This is a genomic window from Variovorax sp. YR634 (assembly GCF_900106655.1).
In the GTDB taxonomy this organism is placed as follows: domain Bacteria; phylum Pseudomonadota; class Gammaproteobacteria; order Burkholderiales; family Burkholderiaceae_C; genus Variovorax.
The window spans coordinates 1-18,896 of the sequence record NZ_FNOL01000026.1 but is presented as its reverse complement, the minus strand read 5'-3'; the positions used below and the strand labels follow the sequence as shown (position 1 = coordinate 18,896).

At 66.7% G+C, this 18,896-nt stretch carries 16 protein-coding genes; 7 read left to right on the top strand and 9 right to left on the bottom strand.

Going from position 1 to position 18,896, the window contains the following annotated elements; all coding sequences use genetic code 11:
• The first annotated feature begins 13 nt into the window (after nucleotides 1–13).
• The 5 genes from BLV60_RS29370 (at nucleotide 14) to BLV60_RS29350 (ending at nucleotide 5,216) form a co-directional block, all read left to right on the top strand.
• Nucleotides 14–829, top strand: coding sequence for a class I SAM-dependent methyltransferase (locus tag BLV60_RS29370; RefSeq protein WP_256329627.1), 816 nt, complete (start codon nucleotides 14–16; stop codon nucleotides 827–829).
• Nucleotides 822–2,978, top strand: a complete 2,157-nt coding sequence (locus BLV60_RS29365) for a TOMM precursor leader peptide-binding protein (protein WP_093058834.1) — start codon at nucleotides 822–824, stop codon at nucleotides 2,976–2,978. The genes BLV60_RS29370 and BLV60_RS29365 overlap by 8 nt, the downstream gene beginning before the upstream one ends.
• A 39-nt stretch (nucleotides 2,979–3,017) precedes the next feature.
• Nucleotides 3,018–3,962 (top strand): FHA domain-containing protein, encoded by a 945-nt coding sequence (locus BLV60_RS29360; RefSeq protein ID WP_093058833.1) that lies wholly within the window; start codon nucleotides 3,018–3,020, stop codon nucleotides 3,960–3,962.
• 68 nt (nucleotides 3,963–4,030) lie between these two features.
• Entirely contained in the window at nucleotides 4,031–4,723 is a 693-nt protein-coding gene (locus BLV60_RS29355) for a hypothetical protein (protein WP_256329626.1), read from the top strand.
• A gap of 124 nt (nucleotides 4,724–4,847) precedes the next feature.
• Nucleotides 4,848–5,216 (top strand): hypothetical protein, encoded by a 369-nt coding sequence (locus BLV60_RS29350; protein WP_256216981.1) that lies wholly within the window; start codon nucleotides 4,848–4,850, stop codon nucleotides 5,214–5,216.
• Here BLV60_RS29350 and BLV60_RS29345 read toward each other — a convergent pair whose 3' ends face one another.
• The 3 genes from BLV60_RS29345 to BLV60_RS29335 all read right to left on the bottom strand — a co-directional run bounded on the left by BLV60_RS29345 (nucleotide 5,217) and on the right by BLV60_RS29335 (nucleotide 8,244).
• Nucleotides 5,217–5,609 (bottom strand): nuclear transport factor 2 family protein, encoded by a 393-nt coding sequence (locus tag BLV60_RS29345; protein WP_093058832.1) that lies wholly within the window; start codon nucleotides 5,607–5,609, stop codon nucleotides 5,217–5,219.
• 95 nt (nucleotides 5,610–5,704) lie between these two features.
• Nucleotides 5,705–7,255: an amidase gene (locus BLV60_RS29340; protein WP_093058831.1), complete on the bottom strand. Its 1,551-nt coding sequence runs from the start codon at nucleotides 7,253–7,255 to the stop codon at nucleotides 5,705–5,707.
• Nucleotides 7,255–8,244, bottom strand: coding sequence for a Bug family tripartite tricarboxylate transporter substrate binding protein (locus BLV60_RS29335; protein WP_093058830.1), 990 nt, complete (start codon nucleotides 8,242–8,244; stop codon nucleotides 7,255–7,257). The genes BLV60_RS29340 and BLV60_RS29335 overlap by 1 nt, the downstream gene beginning before the upstream one ends.
• A 162-nt stretch (nucleotides 8,245–8,406) precedes the next feature.
• Between BLV60_RS29335 and BLV60_RS29330 the strand changes: the two genes are divergently transcribed.
• Nucleotides 8,407–9,321, top strand: a complete 915-nt coding sequence (locus BLV60_RS29330) for a LysR family transcriptional regulator (RefSeq protein WP_093058829.1) — start codon at nucleotides 8,407–8,409, stop codon at nucleotides 9,319–9,321.
• Between the two features lie 45 nt (nucleotides 9,322–9,366).
• Here the strand turns inward: BLV60_RS29330 and BLV60_RS29325 are convergent, their stop codons facing one another.
• The 6 genes from BLV60_RS29325 to BLV60_RS29300 all read right to left on the bottom strand — a co-directional run bounded on the left by BLV60_RS29325 (nucleotide 9,367) and on the right by BLV60_RS29300 (nucleotide 17,897).
• On the bottom strand, nucleotides 9,367–11,823 hold the full coding sequence (locus tag BLV60_RS29325) for a GcvT family protein (protein WP_093058828.1): 2,457 nt from the start codon (nucleotides 11,821–11,823) through the stop codon (nucleotides 9,367–9,369).
• A gap of 33 nt (nucleotides 11,824–11,856) precedes the next feature.
• Nucleotides 11,857–12,723, bottom strand: a complete 867-nt coding sequence (purU, locus tag BLV60_RS29320; protein ID WP_093058884.1) for a formyltetrahydrofolate deformylase — start codon at nucleotides 12,721–12,723, stop codon at nucleotides 11,857–11,859.
• Nucleotides 12,724–12,733: 10 nt separating this feature from the next.
• Nucleotides 12,734–13,864 carry a 2-aminoethylphosphonate--pyruvate transaminase gene (locus BLV60_RS29315; RefSeq protein ID WP_093058827.1) on the bottom strand — a complete coding sequence of 377 codons (1,131 nt, stop codon included), beginning with the start codon at nucleotides 13,862–13,864 and terminating at the stop codon, nucleotides 12,734–12,736.
• A 56-nt stretch (nucleotides 13,865–13,920) separates the two neighbouring features.
• The gene (locus tag BLV60_RS29310; RefSeq protein ID WP_093058826.1) at nucleotides 13,921–15,645 is read right to left on the bottom strand and encodes a putative 2-aminoethylphosphonate ABC transporter permease subunit; all 1,725 of its coding nucleotides are present in this window, start codon (nucleotides 15,643–15,645) and stop codon (nucleotides 13,921–13,923) included.
• Nucleotides 15,642–16,778 (bottom strand): putative 2-aminoethylphosphonate ABC transporter ATP-binding protein, encoded by a 1,137-nt coding sequence (locus tag BLV60_RS29305; RefSeq protein ID WP_093058825.1) that lies wholly within the window; start codon nucleotides 16,776–16,778, stop codon nucleotides 15,642–15,644. Before BLV60_RS29305 ends, BLV60_RS29310 begins: the two co-directional genes overlap by 4 nt.
• Nucleotides 16,779–16,856: 78 nt before the next feature.
• A complete protein-coding gene (locus BLV60_RS29300) occupies nucleotides 16,857–17,897 on the bottom strand; it encodes a putative 2-aminoethylphosphonate ABC transporter substrate-binding protein (RefSeq protein WP_093058824.1) in 1,041 nt (346 codons plus the stop codon).
• Nucleotides 17,898–18,056: 159 nt separating this feature from the next.
• On the opposite strand from BLV60_RS29300, the gene BLV60_RS29295 reads away from it, so the two are divergent.
• Complete coding sequence (locus BLV60_RS29295) at nucleotides 18,057–18,785, top strand: phosphonate utilization associated transcriptional regulator (protein ID WP_093058823.1); 729 nt, start codon at nucleotides 18,057–18,059, stop codon at nucleotides 18,783–18,785.
• Nucleotides 18,786–18,896 lie beyond the last annotated feature (111 nt).

The following is an 18,896-nucleotide window of genomic DNA, read 5'->3' as shown; positions in this document are numbered from 1 at the left end:
GCAGGCCACGGGCGTGCTGCAAGGCGCCTCGGCCACGCTCCTGCTGACGCTGGCCGCGCGTGCGGACTCCGGCAGCGTGGCCGAGGCGTCGGTGTTTTCCGATCCCGAGGCGCGGCGCATCGCGGCGTCGCTGCCTTTCGATCTGTCGGCCTATGCGACGGACGCGGCATTCGTCAGGAGCGTTGTCCTGCGCGCCGCACTGTTCGACCGCTACGCGGCCGAGTTCCTCGCAGCCCACCCTACCGGCCTGTGCATCACGCTCGGCGCGGGGCTGTGCACCCGGCGCAGCCGCCTCGGGGCGGCCGTGACGGCGGATTCCCGCTGGCTGAACATCGATCTGCCGGAGGCCATCGCCCTGCGGGCGCAGCATGTGGTGCGCCACGAGAGCGAGAGCGACCTTGCGTGCTCGGTACTCGACGACGCGTGGTTCGACGTCGCCGGCCTGCCCGGCGAGCGGCCCGTGCTCGCAATGCTGGAGGGCGTCTGCCCGTATCTGCCGCAGGCGCCGTTGGAGGCGCTTTTGCGCCGGTTGGCCGGGCGCTTCGAACACAGCACGGCGCCATGTGTCGTCGTGCTCGACCACGTGCATCCAGTGTTCGCGCGCATGCCCATGGAAGTGGGCGGCATGCGGCTGCCGGTGGTGTCGGGCTTCGAGGATGGCGCCCGCATCGCAGGCCTGCATCCGTCGATGCGGGTGCTGTCCGAAGACCATATCTACGCGCAATTCTCGGAACAGCATCGGCTGTTCGAGGCGGCGTTCCGGGCCACGACGGGGGCCTGGCCCTACGCCGTCGTGCGCCTCGCGCTGGGCCTGAAAGACGATGAGTAGCGCTGCGGCGGCGCCGGATTTCTTCGGCGAGGTTTTCCGTTGGCACGACAAGTACCTGCCGCCGGTGGTGCTGCAGGACCGCCTGCTGCTGCCCAGCGAGAACGACCTGTCGGTGCTCGGCTCGCCGGGTGTCATGGCCGTCGAGCGCGTGCTGCGCGAGGGCGTCAGCCTCGCCACCTATTGCCGCACCGAAGGCGCGGCCGCACTGCTCGCGCAGATGCTGCATGCGCTCGAGGCGTTGACGCGCCAGGGGCTCGTGCGACCCGTTGCGATGGACGGCGGCCCGTACCTCGTGCCCGATTTTTCTGCGGTGCATGTGCGCATGGCCCTCTCCGACCACGTGGATGTCATCGCGCTGTCGAACGCGGTGAGCGGCGACGCGGCAAGCGGCTGGGCGCAGGCGTTCGCCGACACCGGCCTCACCCTCGTTTTTTGCGACGACTACCTCGACCCCCGGCTCGGCACCATCGATGCGCAGCAGCGCGCCTCGGATCGTCCCTGGCTGCTGGTCAAGCCCACCGGCGAACAGGCCATGGCCGGCCCATTCTTCAGGCCGGGCGCGGCGACGGTCGGCCCCTGCTGGCATTGCCTCGCGCACCGCTGGCTGAGGAACCGGCCGGCGCGTGCATGGTGGCAGGCGCGGCATGGCACCCCGGGCAGCGGCCTGCCGGTGCGGGCAGGTGACCGGCTCGTCGCCGAGCGCCTCGGCCAGTTGCTGCCCATAGCGCAGCAGATCGCCACGCATGCGGACGCACAGGTGCGGACGCTGGATTCGCCGCAGCCGCATTCCGTCGCCGCCCGCCCCCAGTGCCCGCACTGCGGAACGCCGGGGCTCGTGGTGCAGCGGCAGCGCGAGCGCATCGTGCTGGAGTCTGGCCCGCCCATCGCCCGGCGCGATGGCGGCTGGCGCACGGTGCCGGCCTCGGTCACGGTGGCGCGGCTGGCGCCACACGTCAGCCCGCTGTGCGGGGTGATCGCGCAGATCGCGCCGCTGAACGCCGAATCCGAGGGCGCGCTGACGGTCTATCGCAGCGAAATCTTCAGGACGCCGCCGCCCGGCGACGATCTTTTGCCCGGCGCGCTGACCCAGATCTGCCTTGGCAAGGGCATGTCGATGGACCAGTCCCGCGCCAGCGCGTTGTGCGAGGCGGTCGAGCGCTATGCCGCCTTCCATCAGGGCGACGAAGCCTCGGTCGTGGCCTTCGCCGCCGACCTCGATGCGCGCTGCATCCAGCCGCAGGCGCTGGCGCTCTTCAGCGACCGGCAGCGCGAGCGATTCGACACGGCGCAGAAGCCTCCGCATGCCGTGGCGTCGTCCGTGTCGTCCGGGCCCGCATGGTGGACGCCTGCCTGGTCGCTCACGGCCGATGAACGCTGCTACCTGCCGCTGGCCTTCTGCTTTGCCCATGCGCCGGCGCAAAGCCAGTGCCACGTCAGCTGGACATCGAACGGCTGCGCCGCCGGGAACACGCGCGAGGAAGCCATCCTGCAGGGCTTTCTCGAACTGGTGGAGCGCGATGCCGCCGCCATCTGGTGGTACGGCGAAGTTCCCAGGCCGGCCATCGACCTCGGCGGCCTGTCCGACGAAATCCGCCAGCGCGTCGAACGCACCTGCGGCCCGCAATGGGAGCGCTGGGTGCTCGACATCACCCACGATTTCGGCATTCCGGTGGCGGTTGCCATCGGCCGGCATCTGCAGACGGGCGCGTGGGCCATCGGCTTCGGCTGCAGCCCCGACCGTGCGCTGGCCTGCGAGCGCGCGCTCACCGAAATGAGCCAGCTGATCGCGGCCGGCAAGACCTTCGCGATGCAGCGTGCCGCCGGGGAAGCCAGGGAAGAAGGCCCGCCGCGCTTTCTCATGCCGTCGGGCGCGGGCAACGTCGTGCCGGCGCCAGCCGCGCGCACGGACATCGCAGAGGAGATCCGGCGCTGCGTTGCCATTGCCGCTGCGCTCGGCCTGGAAACCATCGTCCTGGACCACACGCGCCCCGACATTCCCCTGCACACTGTGAAGGTGGTCGTGCCGGGGCTATGCCACATCTGGCCGGAGCTGGGCAATCCGCGCCTGTACCGCGTTCCAGTCGCCATGGGATGGCGCGACACTCCGGTGTGCGAAAGCGACCTGAATCCGCAGGCGCTGTACGTCTGATACGGTCCGATTTCAAGAGAAGGAGAAAAGGGAAAGCCGATGGCCATTTTCAGGAACAAGCTCGACGAGCGCGCCATCATGCTGCGACCCGTGCACGCCTTCGGCCGCCGCGCCTCGGCGTGCCAGACGGTGCTGAAGGCAGCGGACGTGTCGCAGGTCCATGCGATGGTGCGATGGAACAGGCACACATGGGAAATCGTCGACCAGAGCCGCAACGGCACCACCGTGAACGGCGAGCGGCTGCCCAGCGGCCGCTGGACTGCCTTGCCCGTGGGCGCCGAAGTCCGCATGGGCGTGGGCGATGAAACGGCCTGGACCGTGGTCGACCTGGCACCGCCGGTCACCTGCCTTTTTCCTGTCGACGGAGGCGTTGCCCCGCTGGCGCTGGGCCTGCGCGAGAACCTGCTGCCGGACGAGCACCAGCCCGAAGTGAACGTGTATTTCCAGGACGGCAGATGGATGCTCGAGCACATCGACGGCATCGAGCCCCTGAGCGACGGTGCCATGGTCCGCACCGCGGTTCGCACGTGGGAGTTCGTGCTGTGCGACGACCTGGCGTTCACTTCCGAGAACCCGATCACGCCGTCGGCGCCGGACTCGGCATCTGCGGATGTCGCGCTGCACTTCAACGTCAGCCAGAACGAGGAGCACACGAGCCTGAGCCTGGTGGCGGAAGGCAAGTCGGTGTCGCTCGGCGAACGCATCCATCACTACACCCTCGTCACGCTCGCGCGCGTGCGCCAGAAAGACGCGCAAAGAGGAATCGCGCCGCAGAGCCAGGGCTGGATCGGGCTGGACGAACTGTCGCGCATGCTGGGCGTGGAGCCCTCTTACGTGAACATCCAGATCTTTCGCGCCAAGCACCAGATCCTCAATGCATTGCCGCCCCATCTGGCCGAGCCGCCGCTGGTCGAGCGGCGTCGTGGGACCGTGCGGCTGGGCAACTATCCCTTCGAGATCCAGGGCGGTGCACAGCCTGTGTAATCGTCTGTAATTCCATTCGACCCCTGCGCTCCCTAGAGTGACGTCAAGTTCGGTGCCGCCGTCGCGGCATGAACTGGCTGATCAACCACTTCCGGGAAGTTGTCATGGGAATGATCTATTCCGTCACGGTCAACAACCATGCGAGCCATTCGGCTTATTTCATGGTGTTCCAGAACGACCCGACGCAATGGGCGCCGAATGCCCTGTCGCTGGCCTGGTTCGCCAGGTTCTCGAACCCGAGCCCGACTTCGCGCGTCAAGTTCCAGTGGAGCATCGACACCGGCTTCTCCTGGGCCGAGACGGGCGAGCTGCAGCCCGGCATCCAGTTCATCGCCACTGAAACCTACGACCCCAGCGGCCTGAACAACAAGATCACGCTGGACTACAACGGCGCCTACCGGTTCGTGAACCCCACCCAGGGGCCCGACCAATCCCGCTTCTATCTCGCCGAATCGCCCAGCATCCCGATGAGGTCCGCGGCCGCCGTGGGCGTGACCATGGGGGGCAGCACGGTGTATGCGGCGCAGGCGCGCCCCAACCAGAACCTGGCCTTCTCGCCGCGGCCCAAGTACTTCATCGCCTACGGTGACTACGAGGAAGGCGGCGTGATCGACGTCAGCACGGTCAACAACCCGCTGGAGCTGCCATTCCCGGCAGGCGTCTACGCGTTGACCACCACGCTGAACGCAGACGGTACCTGGGACCAGCCGGAGAGCCTGGCCCATTCCAATGCGAGCCGCCTGCGACTGCTCGCGGCCTGAAATTCCAAGCCTGTCACACAACGTGCGCCTCCGCCGAGGATGACGACCATGAGAAAGCCACGCCATGTTGCAATACCCCATGCCGCTGAGGCAGCCATCACCGCTGAAGTTCCGGAGTCCGGCGATGCACTCGCAAACCGCCGTTGAAAGAGTCGCCATGCGGCGCGTGTTCCTGGTGCCCCCAGGTGCCCGCCCGGAGGATCCCGGCGTCGACTGCCTGCCCATGGACGAAGAGGTCTGGGAGCGCGGCTACACGCTCGTGATCGACGAAGTCAAGCGCGGCCTGCTGCAGGACTTCTGGAAGAACTACTACGGCGCCTCCGCCGAAATGGCGATGTCCGGCGACCGGCTGATGGAGTTCCGCAAGGACATCATGGCGATCACGCCGGACTGCCTGTGCGAGCCGACCGTGTTCCGCTTTCTCGTGCAGCTGACCCGCATGTGCGTGCGGGCGTACAGCGTGCAGGGCAGCCTGCAGGTCGTCGCCGACTGACTAGGATTGCGCCGCCTGGAGCTGCGCCGCCATCTTCTGGTGAATGAGGTTCACCGCCTTCAGGGGGCGCAGCATCACCTTGAACTCGGTGATCCTGCCTGCGTCGTTCCACTTCATCATGTCGACGCCGTTGATCTGGATGCCGTCCAGCTCCAGCGCGAATTCGAGCACGGCGTCGTTCGCGGACCGGAGCTCGCGCACATAGCGGAAGCTCTCGTTGAAGAAGACCTGGAACGCCGCGGCCAGGTACTTCTGCGTGATGGCTTTCCCGACCTGGGGCTTGTGCACCACCGGCGAGTGGAAGACGGCCTCGTCGTCCAGCAGGGCGTCGAGCCCCGCCACGTCGCGTTCCTTGACGAGCCGGTGCCAGGTGGCGAGGGTGTCGATGGCCATGGTTCTCCTGAGGCTGTGAGTGAAGATGCCCGGCATTTGACGCACCCGCGTGCGACATGGCAAGGCTTCCCCCGCGCCTTGGCGACTCGACTCCCTCAGACGGCAGACGCCGCGGCAGCCCTCGTACCGCGACGGTCGAAGACCGGCGGCGTCTTGACGATCGAAGTCAGCGCGGGTTCGGCCATGCGCAACGAGGCCAGGTCGGGCCGCGGGCGGCGCAGCTGCGCGTGGGCCGAGAAGGCTTCCTCCATCGCCCGCGCTGCGCCCAGCACCTGGTGGTCGGCGCGAAAGCCGCCCACCACCTGCAGCCCGAAGGGCATGCCCGCATGGTCGAGTCCGCAGGGCAGCGAAATGGCCGGGTGCGTGGTGAGCGTGACCACGTAGGTCAGCGCCAGCCAGCGGTAGTAGTTGGCCTGCTGCTCTCCGTTGATGTGGCCGGCATACAGCTGCGTCCACGGAAAGGGCGACACCGGCGTGGTGGGCGACAGCACCAGGTCGTAGTCGGCGAAGGTCGTCTGAAAGCGCTTGATGAGCCGCGTCTGCTCGGCCTGCGCCCAGGCGCTGTCGAGCAGGCTCATGCGCGCGCCCATCTCGTAGTTCGCGCGCGGGTTGGGTCCCAGGCTGGCGGGGTCGCGCTCGTAGGCCGCCTGCATGCCTGCCACGAAGGCTTCGGCACGCAGCACGTCGAAGCAGCGGTGCGCCTCGCCCATGTCGAACTCGACCTTGTCGCAGCGGCGGAACAGGTGCCGCATGGCTTCGATCTTCTGCCGGAAGGTGGCGCGGATGCCGTCGTCCACGGCGCAGGTGCCGAAGTCTTCGGTCCACGCCACGCGCAGGCCGGCCAGGTCGACCAGCGCGGGCGCCAGAAAAGACATCGGGTCGAGCGGATAGCTCAGCGGGTCGCCCGTGTGCATGCCGGCGGATGCCGCCATCTGCAGGCAGGCGTCTTCCACCGTCCGGCCCATGGGGCCGACGACCGAAATGGGCGTCCAGCCCAATGGCTTGCGCACGCTGGGCACGATGCCCGGCGACGGCCGGAAGCCCACCACGCCGCACTTGGCCGCCGGAATGCGGAGCGACCCGCCGGTGTCGGAGCCGGTGCACACGGGCAGCATGTCGCAGGCCAGCGCAGCCGCCGAGCCGCCCGAGGAGCCGCCGGCATTCAGGTTCGGATTGAAGGGGTTGCCCGTGGCGCCCCACACGTCGTTGCGCGAGTTGGCGCCCGCGCCCATCTCGGGCACGTTGGTCTTGCCCGCCACGATGGCGCCCGCGCGGCGCAGGCGGGCCACCAGCTCGATGTCTTCCGTGGGCACGTGGTCGCGGTAGATCGCCGAGCCCCAGGTCGTGAGCAGGCCTTCGGTGGGCTCCAGGTCTTTCACGCCCAGCGGAAGGCCGTGCAGCAGGCCGAGCGCATCGCCGCGCATCACGGCGCTTTCGGCCACCATGGCTTCGTTGCGCGCGCGCTCGAAACAGGTTGCGGTCACCGCGTTGACGAAGGGGTTCACGCGCTCGATGCGCGCGATGCATGCTTCAAGGAGCTCGACGGGCGAGATGGCCTTGCTGCCGATGAGCCGGCGCAGTTCGACGGCGGATTTTTCGACGAGCTCGGTGCTGGTGTCGCGGGATGTGTTGTTCGTCGGGTTCATCAGTCGGCTGTGATGTTTGCGCGAGCCGCAACGGCACGCATCAAGGGCAGTTCGCGGTTGATCAGCTCACTCGACGCGGTACTGCTGCTGAACGCCGGCTCCAGCCCCTGGCCCAGCAGCTTGGTACGCGTTTCGGGGTCGGCGATGGTCGCGGCCAGCGCCTTCTCAAGCTTGGCCTTCACGTCGGCGGGCACGCCCTTCGGGACGGCGATCATCAGCCACGAGTCCATGTCGACGCTGGCATAACCGCTCTCGGCGAAGGTGGGCACGTCGGGCAGCAGGGCGGAGCGCTTCGCAGTCGTCAGCGCAATGGCCTTGATCTTTCCGCTCTTGAGCTGCGGGATCGCCGCGCTCACCGTGTCGATGCTGAACGGAATCTGGCCTCCCATCAGGTCGGTCATTGCGGGCGCGCTGCCCTTGTAGGGGATGTGCGTCATCTTCAGGCCAGTGGCATGCAGCATGGTTTCGCCGGCGAACTGCGCGGTGGTGCCGGTGCCGAAGGAGCCGTACGAATACTTGCCCGGCGAGGCCTTCACGTAATCGACGAACTGCTTCACCGTCTGCACAGGCACCTCGCTGTTCGCCAGCAGGATCAGCGCGACGCGACCCGCGATGCCGATGGGGTCGAAGCTCTTCACCGGGTCGTAGGGCAGGGTGGCGCGGATCGCGGGGTTGACAGTGAACGTCGAGCCCGAGCTGATCAGCAGCGTGTAGCCGTCGGGCGCGGCCTTCGACACATAGCTTGCGCCGACCACCGTGCCGGCGCCCGCGCGGTTCTCGATGATGACGGGCTGGCCGAGCTCCTTGCCCAGACGTTGCGCGATCACGCGCCCGTTGACGTCCGTCGCCCCACCCGGCGGGAACGGAATGACCAGCGTGATCGGGCGCGAGGGAAAGTCCGCCGCGGCGGCGGGCGCGGTCAGCGGCAGGGCGCCAAGTGCGAGGCCACATACCAGTGCCATGCGCGCCATGAGCGGGAGACGGTTCATCGGGAACTCCTGGATTTCGACGGGGATTTCGATGGGGATCGGGAGAGGGCGGGTTCATCCTAGGAGCGTCATGCCGGTGTCACAAGCGCAATGTTTAGAATTCTGCGTTGCCGAATCGGCAATCCACGCAATTCGTTTCGGGCCACGCCACAGGAGAAATTCATGCAGCTTCGTGCCTTGCAGGAGACCGCGGTGCGCTACTTTCTCGAGGTCGTGAAAACCGGCTCCGTGAAGGAGGCAGCGCTCAAGCTCAACGTGGCGCCCTCGGCGGTGAGCCGGCAGGTGGCGCGGCTGGAGCGCGAACTCGACACCCTGCTGTTCGAGCGCCATGCGCGCGGCATGGTGCCCAATGCCGCGGGCGAGCTGCTGGCGGCACACGCCAAGCGGGCGCAACAAGACATCGAGCGGGTCACGAACGACATCGCCGGCCTGCGCGGCCTGCGCAGCGGCCATGTGCGCGTGGCGAGCACCGAGGGCTTTGCCTTTGACTTCATTCCCAGGCTGATCGCGGACTTCCGCCGCAAGCACGAGGGCATCCGCTTTCACCTGGAGGTCTGCTCGCCCACCGATATTTCGAGCCAGGTGCGCGACGGCGAGGCCGACGTAGGCATCACCCTGAGCGCTGCGCCCGAGCCCGGCATCGAGATCCAGCTGCGGTACCCCAGCCCCATCCTCGCCGTGATGGCCAGGGACCACCCATTGGCGCAGCAACGGCAGCTGTCGCTGCGCCAGGTGGTCGCGTATCCGCTGGGGCTGCCGCAGGAAGACAGCTCCATACGCCGCCTGCTCGACGCAAGCTGCGCCCGGCAGGGGCTGCGCTATTCACAGGCCATGTCCAGCAACCACGCGAATGCGCTGCTGAGCTTTGCAGCGGCCGGCGGCGGCAGCATCGCCTTCTACGGCCCGCTGTCGATACGCACGCTGCTGCAGAGCAAGGCGCTGGTCGCCCTCCCCGTGAAAGACCGCGAAATGAACGAGCGGCACCTGGAGATAGAGACCATGGCGGGCCGCTCGCTGCCCGATGCCGCGAAAGCCTTCGTGCGGCATCTGGTGGAGGCCGTCAAGGCCAGCGGATAGGCCTTGGGGTTGCGCCGCCTTCAGCGGGCATCAGGCCGGTTTCAGCTATCCGCGCCGTTCGAGCGCAGCCTTGATGAGCGAGGGGTAAGGCGGCCGCGATTGCGGCGTGGCTGCAAAGCGCTGGCCGGCGATGTCGATTTCGTACTCGCCGTGCATTGCCTCTTCCCTCGTCAGTGGTTCGGCGCTGCGTGCGTAGCCCATCACCACCATCCGCTCCAGTACCGCGCTGTAAGCCGTGGAGGTCAGCTCGCCGACGGCCTTGCCGTTGCGCAGGATCGGTTCGCCGCCCCATGCGAAGGCCTGCGGGTCGTCCAGCGTGAACATCATCAGCCGCTTGGAGAGCCGTTCGGGTGTGATCTTCGCGAGCGCGGCCTGTCCGATGAAGGCAACCGGCTTGTCCAGCTGGACCGCGAATTCCAGGCCCGCCTCGAACGGGTTTTCGTCCGGACCAAGTTCGAGGCCGAAGGCCCGGCGCCCGGCCTCGATGCGCAAGGCGTCGATCGTGTAGTAGCCGCCGTCGCGAAGGCCCAGGTCGGCGCCCGCGTCGAACAGCGTGTCGTACACATGCACCGCCATCTCAGTCGGGATGTACAGCTCCCATCCCGGACCGCCGACGTACGAGACCTTGGCCGCGAGTGCGCGCGCGTAGCCGACATCGATCTCGATCACTGCCGATTGCGGAAACGCCTCCTTGCCCAGGTCCTGCGGCGTGACCCGGGACAGCAGCTGCTGCGCCTTCGGGCCGGTCACCGTGAGGGTGCAGTAGCTGGAGGTCACGTCCGTCACCGTCACATGCTCGTGCGCATGCAGGTGGCGCCTGATGTGGCCGATGTCGCGGCAGGGTTGAGCGGAACCGGTGATGATCAGGAAGCAGTCTGCCGCCAGCCGCATCACCGTGAGGTCGCTCTCGAAGCCGCCGCGTTCGTTGAGCAGCGCGGTGTAGACCATGCTTGCAGGCCGGATCGCCACATCGTTGGCGCACAGGCGCTGCAGCAGCAGCTCGGCGTCGCGGCCCTGCACCATGAGCTTGCCGAACGAGGTCTGGTCGAAGACAACCACGTCTCGCCGCACCGCCATCTGCTCTTCGATGCAGGCATCCAGCCAGTCGGGGCGGCCGAAGCCGTAGCGGGCGTGCGCCTCGTGCCCCGGCAATGCGAACCAGCTCGCGCGCTCCCATCCCAGCTTGCTGCCGAAGGCGGCGCCCTTGGCCTTGAGCCGGTCGTACAGCGGCGAGCGGCGCAGCGGTCGTCCGGACTCCAGCTCGTGGCGCGGCCAGCGCATTGCGTAGTGCAGCCCGAGCGCTTCCACCGTGCGGTCCTTCAGCCAGCGCTTGTTGCTGTTGAAGGGCGCGAAGCGGCGGATGTCCACGTCGAGCAGATCGGCCGGCGCGGCGCCGCCGACGATCCATTCGGCGATCAGCTTGCCCGCGCCGCCCGCGTTGGCGATGCCGGCCGAGTTGAAGCCGGCGGCCACGAAATAGCCGCGCACCTCGGGCGCTTCGCCGAGGATGAAGTTGCCGTCCGGCGTGAAGCTCTCGGGGCCGTTCAGGAACAGCTTGATCTCGGTGGTCTCCAGCGCCGGCGTGCGGTGCACCGCTTCGTCGAGCAGGATCTGGAACTGGTCCATGTCGTCCGGCAGCAGCTGGAACTCGAACTTCGACGGGATGCCGTCCATGCCCCAGGGCTTGGCCACCGGCTCGAAGCCGCCCATCACCAGGCCGCCGACTTCTTCCTTGTAGTAGATGTAGCCGTCGGGGTCGCGCAGCACCGGCAGGTCCCGGTGGACGCCTTCGATCTCCTTGGTGACCAGGTAGAAGTGCTCGGCCGAATGCAGCGGAATGTTGACGCCCGACATCTTGCCCAGCTCGCGCGCCCATTGGCCGGCGCAGTTGAGAAAGCTCTCGCAGCGCACCGTGCCCTGGCTGGTCTCGACGCCGACGATGCGGCCGTTCTCGATGATCGTGCCGGTGATCTGCACGCCCTCGAAAATTTTCGCGCCGCGGTTGCGCGCGCCCTTGGCCAGCGATTGCGTGAGGTCGGTCGGGTTCGCCTTGCCGTCGCCGGGCAGCCAGACTGCGCCCACGAGATCGTCGATGCGCATCAGCGGCCACAACTCCAGCGCTTCGGCCGGCGTGATGAACTCGGCCTCGATGCCGAAGCTGCGGGCCGTGGCGATGGTCCGTCGCAGAAGCGTCATGCGCTCGGGCGTTCGGGCGACCGTGATGCTGCCGCACTGTTTCCAGCCGGTGGCCAGGCTCGTCTCGGCTTCGAGCGAGGCATACAGGTCGATGCCGTAGCGGCTCATCTTCGTCATGCTGCGGTTCGCGCGCAGCTGGCCGACCAGCCCGGCGGCATGCCAGGTCGTGCCGCAGGTGAGCTGGCCTTGTTCGAGCACGATCACGTCGGTGCAGCCGAGCTGGGTGAGGTGGTAGGCCGCGCTGCAGCCGGCAATGCCGCCGCCCGCAATGACGACCTGCGCATGGGAGGGAAGTGGCGTCGCCATGATGTGTCGGAGGACTCGTTGATTGAGGGAGGGTTACTTGAAGACCACCGTCTTGTTGCGATGGACCAGGATCCGGTCTTCCAGGTGGAGGCGCACGCTGCGCGACAGCACGCTCTTTTCGATGTCCTTGCCGAGCCGCACCATCTCCTCGATCGAGTTGCCGTGGTCGATGTCGATCACGCCCTGGTCGATGATCGGGCCGGCGTCGAGCTCGGCCGTCACGTAGTGGCTGGTTGCGCCGGTCATCTTCACGCCGCGCTCGAAGGCCTGGTGGTAGGGCTTGCCGCCGACGAAGGCCGGCAGGAAGCTGTGGTGGATATTGATGATGCGGTTGCGCAGGCGCTGGGTCATGTCGTCCGACAGCACCTGCATGTAGCGCGCGAGCACCATGAAGTCGCCGCTGAACTCGCGGAACAGCCGCTCCACTTCGGCGTAGGCCTGCGTCTTGGTGTCGGGCGTCACCGGCACGTGGAAGAACGGGATGCCGTGCCACTCGACGAAGGATCGCAGGTCGTTGTGATTGGAGATCACGCACGGAATTTCGCAGTGCAAGTCCTTGTTGCGCCAGCGGTGCAGCAGGTCGTTCAGGCAGTGGTCGAGCTTGCTCACCAGCACCAGCATGCGTTTCTTCACCGAGCTGTCGGAAACGCTCCACTCCATATCGAACTGCTTGGCGACCGGCGCGAAGCGTTCGCGCAGTTCGTCCAGGTAGAAGGGCAGCGTGTCGGCCTGGATCTCCACCCGCATGTAGAAGCGGTTGTGCAGCGCGTCACCGTGCTGTGCGGCTTGGGTGATCAGGCCGCCGTGGCTTGCGATGAAGCTGCCCACGCCCGCCACGATGCCCGTGCGGTCCGGGCAGGTGAGGGTGAGGATGTAGCGGCGTGGCGTTTCGTCGCCCATTGCCGTGCCTTCAGGCGGCAACGGGTGCGGTGACGCGCCTGATGCCCATGGCCTTGAGCGTCTCGCCGATGGCGGCCACGGCGCCCGGAATGCCCGCCTCGCCGAAGTGGCCCATGCAGCCGACGCGGAAGGTCTCCACCTGCGTGAGCTTGCCGGGGTAGAGGATGTAGCCGCGCTTCTTCACCTCCTGGTAGAAGGTCTTGAAGTCGTAGTTGGCATCGTCGGGCGCGTGGAAGGTGACGATGATCGGCGCCTGGATGGCGGACTCCAGGAAGCTGCGGATGCCCAGCGAAGCCAGGCCTTCGATCAGCGCCTTGCAGTTGCGCGCATATCGCCCGCCGCGCGCCGCAAGGCCGCCTTCCTCGATGTACTGCGCGATGGCGGTGTCGAGCGCGGCGACCACGTGCGTAGGCGGCGTGAAGCGCCACTGCGTGGTCTTCTCCATGTACACCCACTGGTCGTACAGGTCCATGCTCAGCGAGTGGCAGTTGCCTTCGCACTTCTCGAGCGTGCTGCGCTTGATGACGACGAAACCCATGCCCGGCACGCCTTCGAGGCATTTGCCCGAAGCGGCGACGACCGCATCGAAGGGCGTCTTGCGCGCATCGATCTCCAGCGCGCCGAAGGAGCTCATGGCGTCGATGATCAGCCCGCGGCCGTGCCTGGCGACAACCACCGCGATCTCGTGCAGGGGGTTGAGTACGCCGGCGCCGGTTTCGCAGTGCACCACCGCGACGTGGGTGATGCCTGGGTCGGCCGCGAGCGCCCGGTCAACGTCGGCCGGCGAGACCTGCTTTTCTTCCGTGTAGTCGATGGTGGTCAGCTTGCGGCCGAGCACCTTGCAGATCTTGGCGAGCCGCTGGCAGTACGCGCCATTGCTCGGCACCAGCACGTGGCCGTCGCGCGGCACGACGGTGCCGATGGCAGCTTCCACCGAGAAGGTCCCGCTGCCCTGCAGCGGAACGCACTCGTGCGTGCCGGTGCCGTGCACGATCTCCAGCACATGCTTGCGGATGCGTGCGGTGATCTGGTTGAAGTCGGCGTCCCACGATCCCCAGTCGCGCAGCATCGCCTGCCGCGTGCGGTCCGAAGTGGTCAGGGGGCCGGGCGTGAGAAGAATGGGGTAGGGGGCTTGACTCATGATGTCTCCAGGCAGGGAAAGGAATGAGAGGACGGGGAAGACAGAGAGGCCGCCGTTCAACCGCGGCTCAGGTTGCGCCAGGCCTGCGTGCGCGACAGCAGCACGCGCGTCAGCAGCGAGTAGGCGATGCACACGATGGTCGAGGTGACGACGATCAGGCTGGCCAGCGCCGCGGCCGGGCCGATGTCGCCGGCGTCGTCCAGATGCATGATCGCGACCGAGGCCAGGATGGTCTCCGGCGTGTAGAGAAAGATGGCGCACGACAGGCTGGCCATCGACACCACGAAGAAGTAGCGCCCGATGTCCAGGATCGCCGGCAGGCACACCGGCACCGTCACGCGCAGGAAGGTCTTGAAGAACGGCACCTTGAGCGAGGCCGACACGGCTTCGAACTCGTTGTCGATCTGCTTGAGCGCCGTCACGGCCGTGAGATGGCTCGAGGTGTAGTAGTGCACCACCATCGAGATGATCAGGATCGCCATCGTCTGGTAGAGAAAGTTCAGCGGGTTGGCCGGATGGTTGAAGAACATCACGTAGCCCAGCCCGAGCACAAGGCCCGGCACCGCCATCGACAGCACCGCCATCAGATGCATGCCCTTGCGCATCAGGCCGAGGTTGCGCGTCTTCTCGATCAGGTAGGCGCCCACGAAGACGATCAGCGAGCCGGCCACGGCGGTGGCCATGGCAACGATCAGGCTGTTGCCGTAGGCCGCGGCCATGTCGCTTTCGACCAGTACGAAGTGGTAGTGCTTGAGCGTGAGCGAAAGGTCGTAGGGCCACAGCGAGATCAGCGAGGTGTAGATCGCCATGCCGATGGTGGCCAGCAGCAGCCCGCACACGACCGCACAGAACAGCATCAGCAGCGGATCGGCGAGCTTGCGGCGCTTGGGGCTGTAGGGCACCGAGCGCGCCGTGAGCTGCGCCTTCAGCTTGCGCCGCACCACGTAGTCGATCACGAAGGAAATGATCGAGGGAAGCAACAGCAGCATGCCCACCACCGCGCCGATGGAGAAGTTGTGCTGCCCGACTACCTGCTTGAACACATCGACCGACAGCACGTTGAAGTTGCCGCCGATCACCTTGGGCGCGCCGAAGTCGCTCACGACGTAGGTGAAGACAACGGTCGCCGCGCTGATGAGGCCGTACTTGCACGAGGGCAGCGTGATGGTCATGAACTGGCGCAACGGCCGCGTGCGCAGCGCGGTGGCCGCCTCGTACAGCCGGCCGTCGGCGAGCGACAGCGCGGTGACCAGGATCATCAGCGCGTGCGGAAAGGTGTTGTAGACCTCGGCCAGGATGATGCCGGGCGCACCGTAGATCGACGCGCCGCCCAGCAGGAACTTGAGAGCCCCCTGGTTGCCGAACCACTGCACGAAGGAAATGGCCGACAGCAGCGAGGGCGCCAGCAGCGGAATCAACGCGATGAGGCGGAACACCGCTTTCAGCGGCGCCGGCATGCAGCTGCGCGTGAGCGCGTAGGCAAAGACGAAGGCGGTGGGCACCGAGATCATCACCACCGCCGCCGAGACCCACACCGAATTCCACGCCGCGCGCAGCAGGCTCGGCGTCTGGAAGTAGGTGATGAAGTGGGCGAGGCCGACGAAGCGGCCGTCCTTGTCCTGCACCGCATGGGCCAGGATGGTCGCCAGCGGTGCGATCAGGAACACGAAGAGCATTGCCATCACCACGAACAGGATGACCCGGGCAATGGTCTCGTCGCGGCTCCAGCGCATGGCCGGTCGCGCGGCGAACGAAGGGCGAGGGTGTGCCAGCGTGTTCATGGCTTCGGGCTGCGTGCGGAGAAGGCGCGGATGCGGTTGGCGCGCAGCGCGATGTCGATGGTGTTGCCTTCGCGGATGTCGAGGTCGTGCAGCTGGTTGAGCGAGAAGTGCAGGCCGAGCGTTTGTCCGTGCAGCGCATCGGCCGTCACTTCGGCGATGCACAGGCCACCGAGGAATTCGACCTTGGTGACCAGCGCCTGCAGGCGGTTGGCCGTGTCGTCGCCCAGGTGCTCGACCGCGCGGTCTTCGGGGCGCAGGTAGAGGTTGACGGCTTCGCCGGGCTCGAAGGCACCGTCGCAGGCATCGCACTGCAGTTCCATGTCGCCCACCTTGAAGCGATGGTTGCCCAGCGCCACCGCACGCAGCACGTTGACCTTGCCGACGAAATCGGCCACGAAGGGCGTGGCCGGCTGTTCGTAGACTTCCATCGGCGTGCCGACCTGCTCGATCACGCCGTGGTTCATGACCACGATGCGGTCGGCCATCGACAGCGCCTCTTCCTGGTCATGCGTGACCATGATGGTCGTGATGCCGACCTGCTTCTGCAGCCGGCGGATTTCGCCGCGCAGGCGGATGCGCTCCAGCGCATCGAGCGCCGACAGCGGCTCATCGAGCAGCAGCAGACCGGGGCGCGTGGCGAGCGCGCGGGCCAGTGCCACGCGTTGCTGCTGGCCGCCCGAAAGCTGGCTCGGGTATTTGTTGCCCGAGGTCGGCAGGCCGACGAGCTTCAGCAGCTCTTCGACTCGCACCTTGATCTCACCCCGTTTGGCGCGGCTGTTGACCAGCCCGTAGCCGACGTTCTCGGCAATCGACAGGTTGGGAAAGAGCGCATACGACTGGAAGACGATGCCGTAGTCGCGCCGGTCCGGCGGCAGCCACGAGACGTCCTTGCCGTTCTGCAGGATCTGCCCGGCGGTCTGCGTTTCCAGCCCCGCGATGATGCGCAGCAGCGTGGTCTTGCCGCAGCCCGAGGGGCCCAGAAAGCACAGCATCTCGCCCGGGTTCACGCGCAGGTGCACGTCGCGCAGCGCACTGAAGGATTCGAAGTCCTTGCGAACGCCGACGATCTCGAGCGCTGCAGGAGCGCTAGCAGGCACCGGGCTGGCAATGAACTTGGTGTCGGTCATATCCATTTTTCGCACTCGTCGTTGGCGGGCGTCACCACTGCGGCAGCGCCCGCGGATTGAAAGTCGTGGGGAATGCCGTCGGGCCTACTTGGGTTCAGCCTTGCCTTCGTAGCGCTTGCTCCATTCCGCCAGGATGCGCTCGCGGTTCTTCGCTGCCCAGTTGATGTCGTTCTTGGCGAGCAGCTTTTCGTAGTTGTCCGGAATGCCTTCTAGCTTCGAGGCCACGCCGGGGTAGGCCACTACCGCCCACCATGTGGAGGTGATCTGGTTGGCCTCCTTGCTGGCCATCCAGTCGGCGAAGCGCTTGGCCTGTTCCGTCTTCTTGCTCGTCTTCATGATGCTGGTGGCCTCGATGTCCCAGCCCAGGCCTTCCTTCGGGAAGATCAGGTCGACGGGTGCGCCCGACTTCTTGACCTGATGCGCGCGGAACTCGAACGAGATGCCGATGGGGAACTCACCCGCGCCGGCCTGCTTGCAGGGCTTGGAGCCCGAGTGCACGTACTGGGCGATGTTCTGGTGCAGCGCGTCCATGTACTTCCAGCCTTCGGCGTCGCCCATGTTCTGCAGCCATGACGACACGTCGAGATAACCGGTGCCGCTGGAGGCCGGGTGCGGCATCGAGATGGTGCCCTTGTAGACAGGCTTGGCCAGGTCCTTCCAGCTCTCGGGCTTGGGCAGGCCGAGCTTCTGGGCTTCGACGCGGTTGAAGCAGATGGTTGCGGCCCAGACGTCCATGCCGACCCAGGCCGGCGGGCGGGCGCTGTCGGAGTAGGCGGGGTTCAGGTCCTTGAAGCCCTTGGGCTCGTAGGGCAGGAGCATGCCTTCCTGCTGCAGCAGCGCGAGGCTGCTGGCAGCCAGGCCGGCCACCACATCGGCCTGCGGGTTGGCTTTTTCGGCCAGCAGCTTGGCGGTGACGATGCCGGTGGAGTCGCGCACCCACTTCACTTCGATGTCGGGGTTGGCTTTTTCGAAGGCGTCCTTGTAGAGCTTCATGGCGTCGGTCTCGAGCGCCGTGTAGACCAGGAGCGGAGTCTTCTGCGCCCAGGCGGCGCCGCCGGCCATGAGGCCTAGCGCCGCAACGCACAGGGCCGCCGTGAGACGGCGCGTGCTTTGTTTCATCGTCATCTGTTTCTCCTGAAGTGGCTTGCTGTCACAGGGGGTGAGTGAGTGGCGGGCTCCGGCGCGTGGCGTTCCAAGGTCCGGTGAACGCAATGTAGATTGCTGATTGAAGACTGTCAATAAAAAATTGTTGACAGTTTTCAATCCTCGGGGAAAATACGCCCCATGGTCACCACCAATCACTCCGCCGCCCTCGCGTTTCTCCAGTCCAGCTCGCTGCCGATGCTGATGCAGGAAGAAATCGAGCGTTTGATCATGACCGGCGAGCTCCCCGTGGGCAGCCGCATCAACGAGAGCGAACTCTCGCAGCGCTTCAACACCAGCCGCGGCCCTATCCGCGAGGCGTTGCGTGCGCTGGAAGAGGCCGGCCTCGTGCGCAACGAAAAGAACCGTGGGGTCTTCGTGCGCGAGATTGCGTTCGAGGAAGCCGACGAAATCTACGAACTGCGCGAGGCGCTGGAAGAAATCATCGGCCGGCGCGTGGCGCTCGCCATCAAGCCCGACGCGGTCGAGCGCCTGCGCGCCATGCTCGATGCAATGCGCTCGGCAGCCCAGGCGCAGGACGTGGAGCAATACGCGCAGCTCAACCTGCAGTTCCACGAGATCCTGCTCGACACGGCCGGCAGCAAGAAGCTCACCGAAACCTACAAGCGCCTGGTCAAGGAGCTGCACCTTTTCAGAATGCGTGCGCTCGACAGCGGCGGCGGCCTGCGCGTGTCGGCCGACGAGCACCGCGACATCGTCGACGCCATTGCCAGCGGCGACCCCGACACGGCAGGGCGCGCGCTGCGCCAGCACGTCGCGGGCAGCCGCGCGCGCATGCACAAGGCCTTCGGCCGCGCCGATTCCGACGCGGCGACCGCATCGAACAACCCACCCCAAAAGGAAGTCTGAAATGACACCGGAGACACTCGAAGTCAATGCCCGCAGCTACCGCTGGATGAGCCGCCCCGTCGTGGTGGTGTGCGTCGATGGCTGCGAGCCTGCGTACCTGGATGCCGCCAT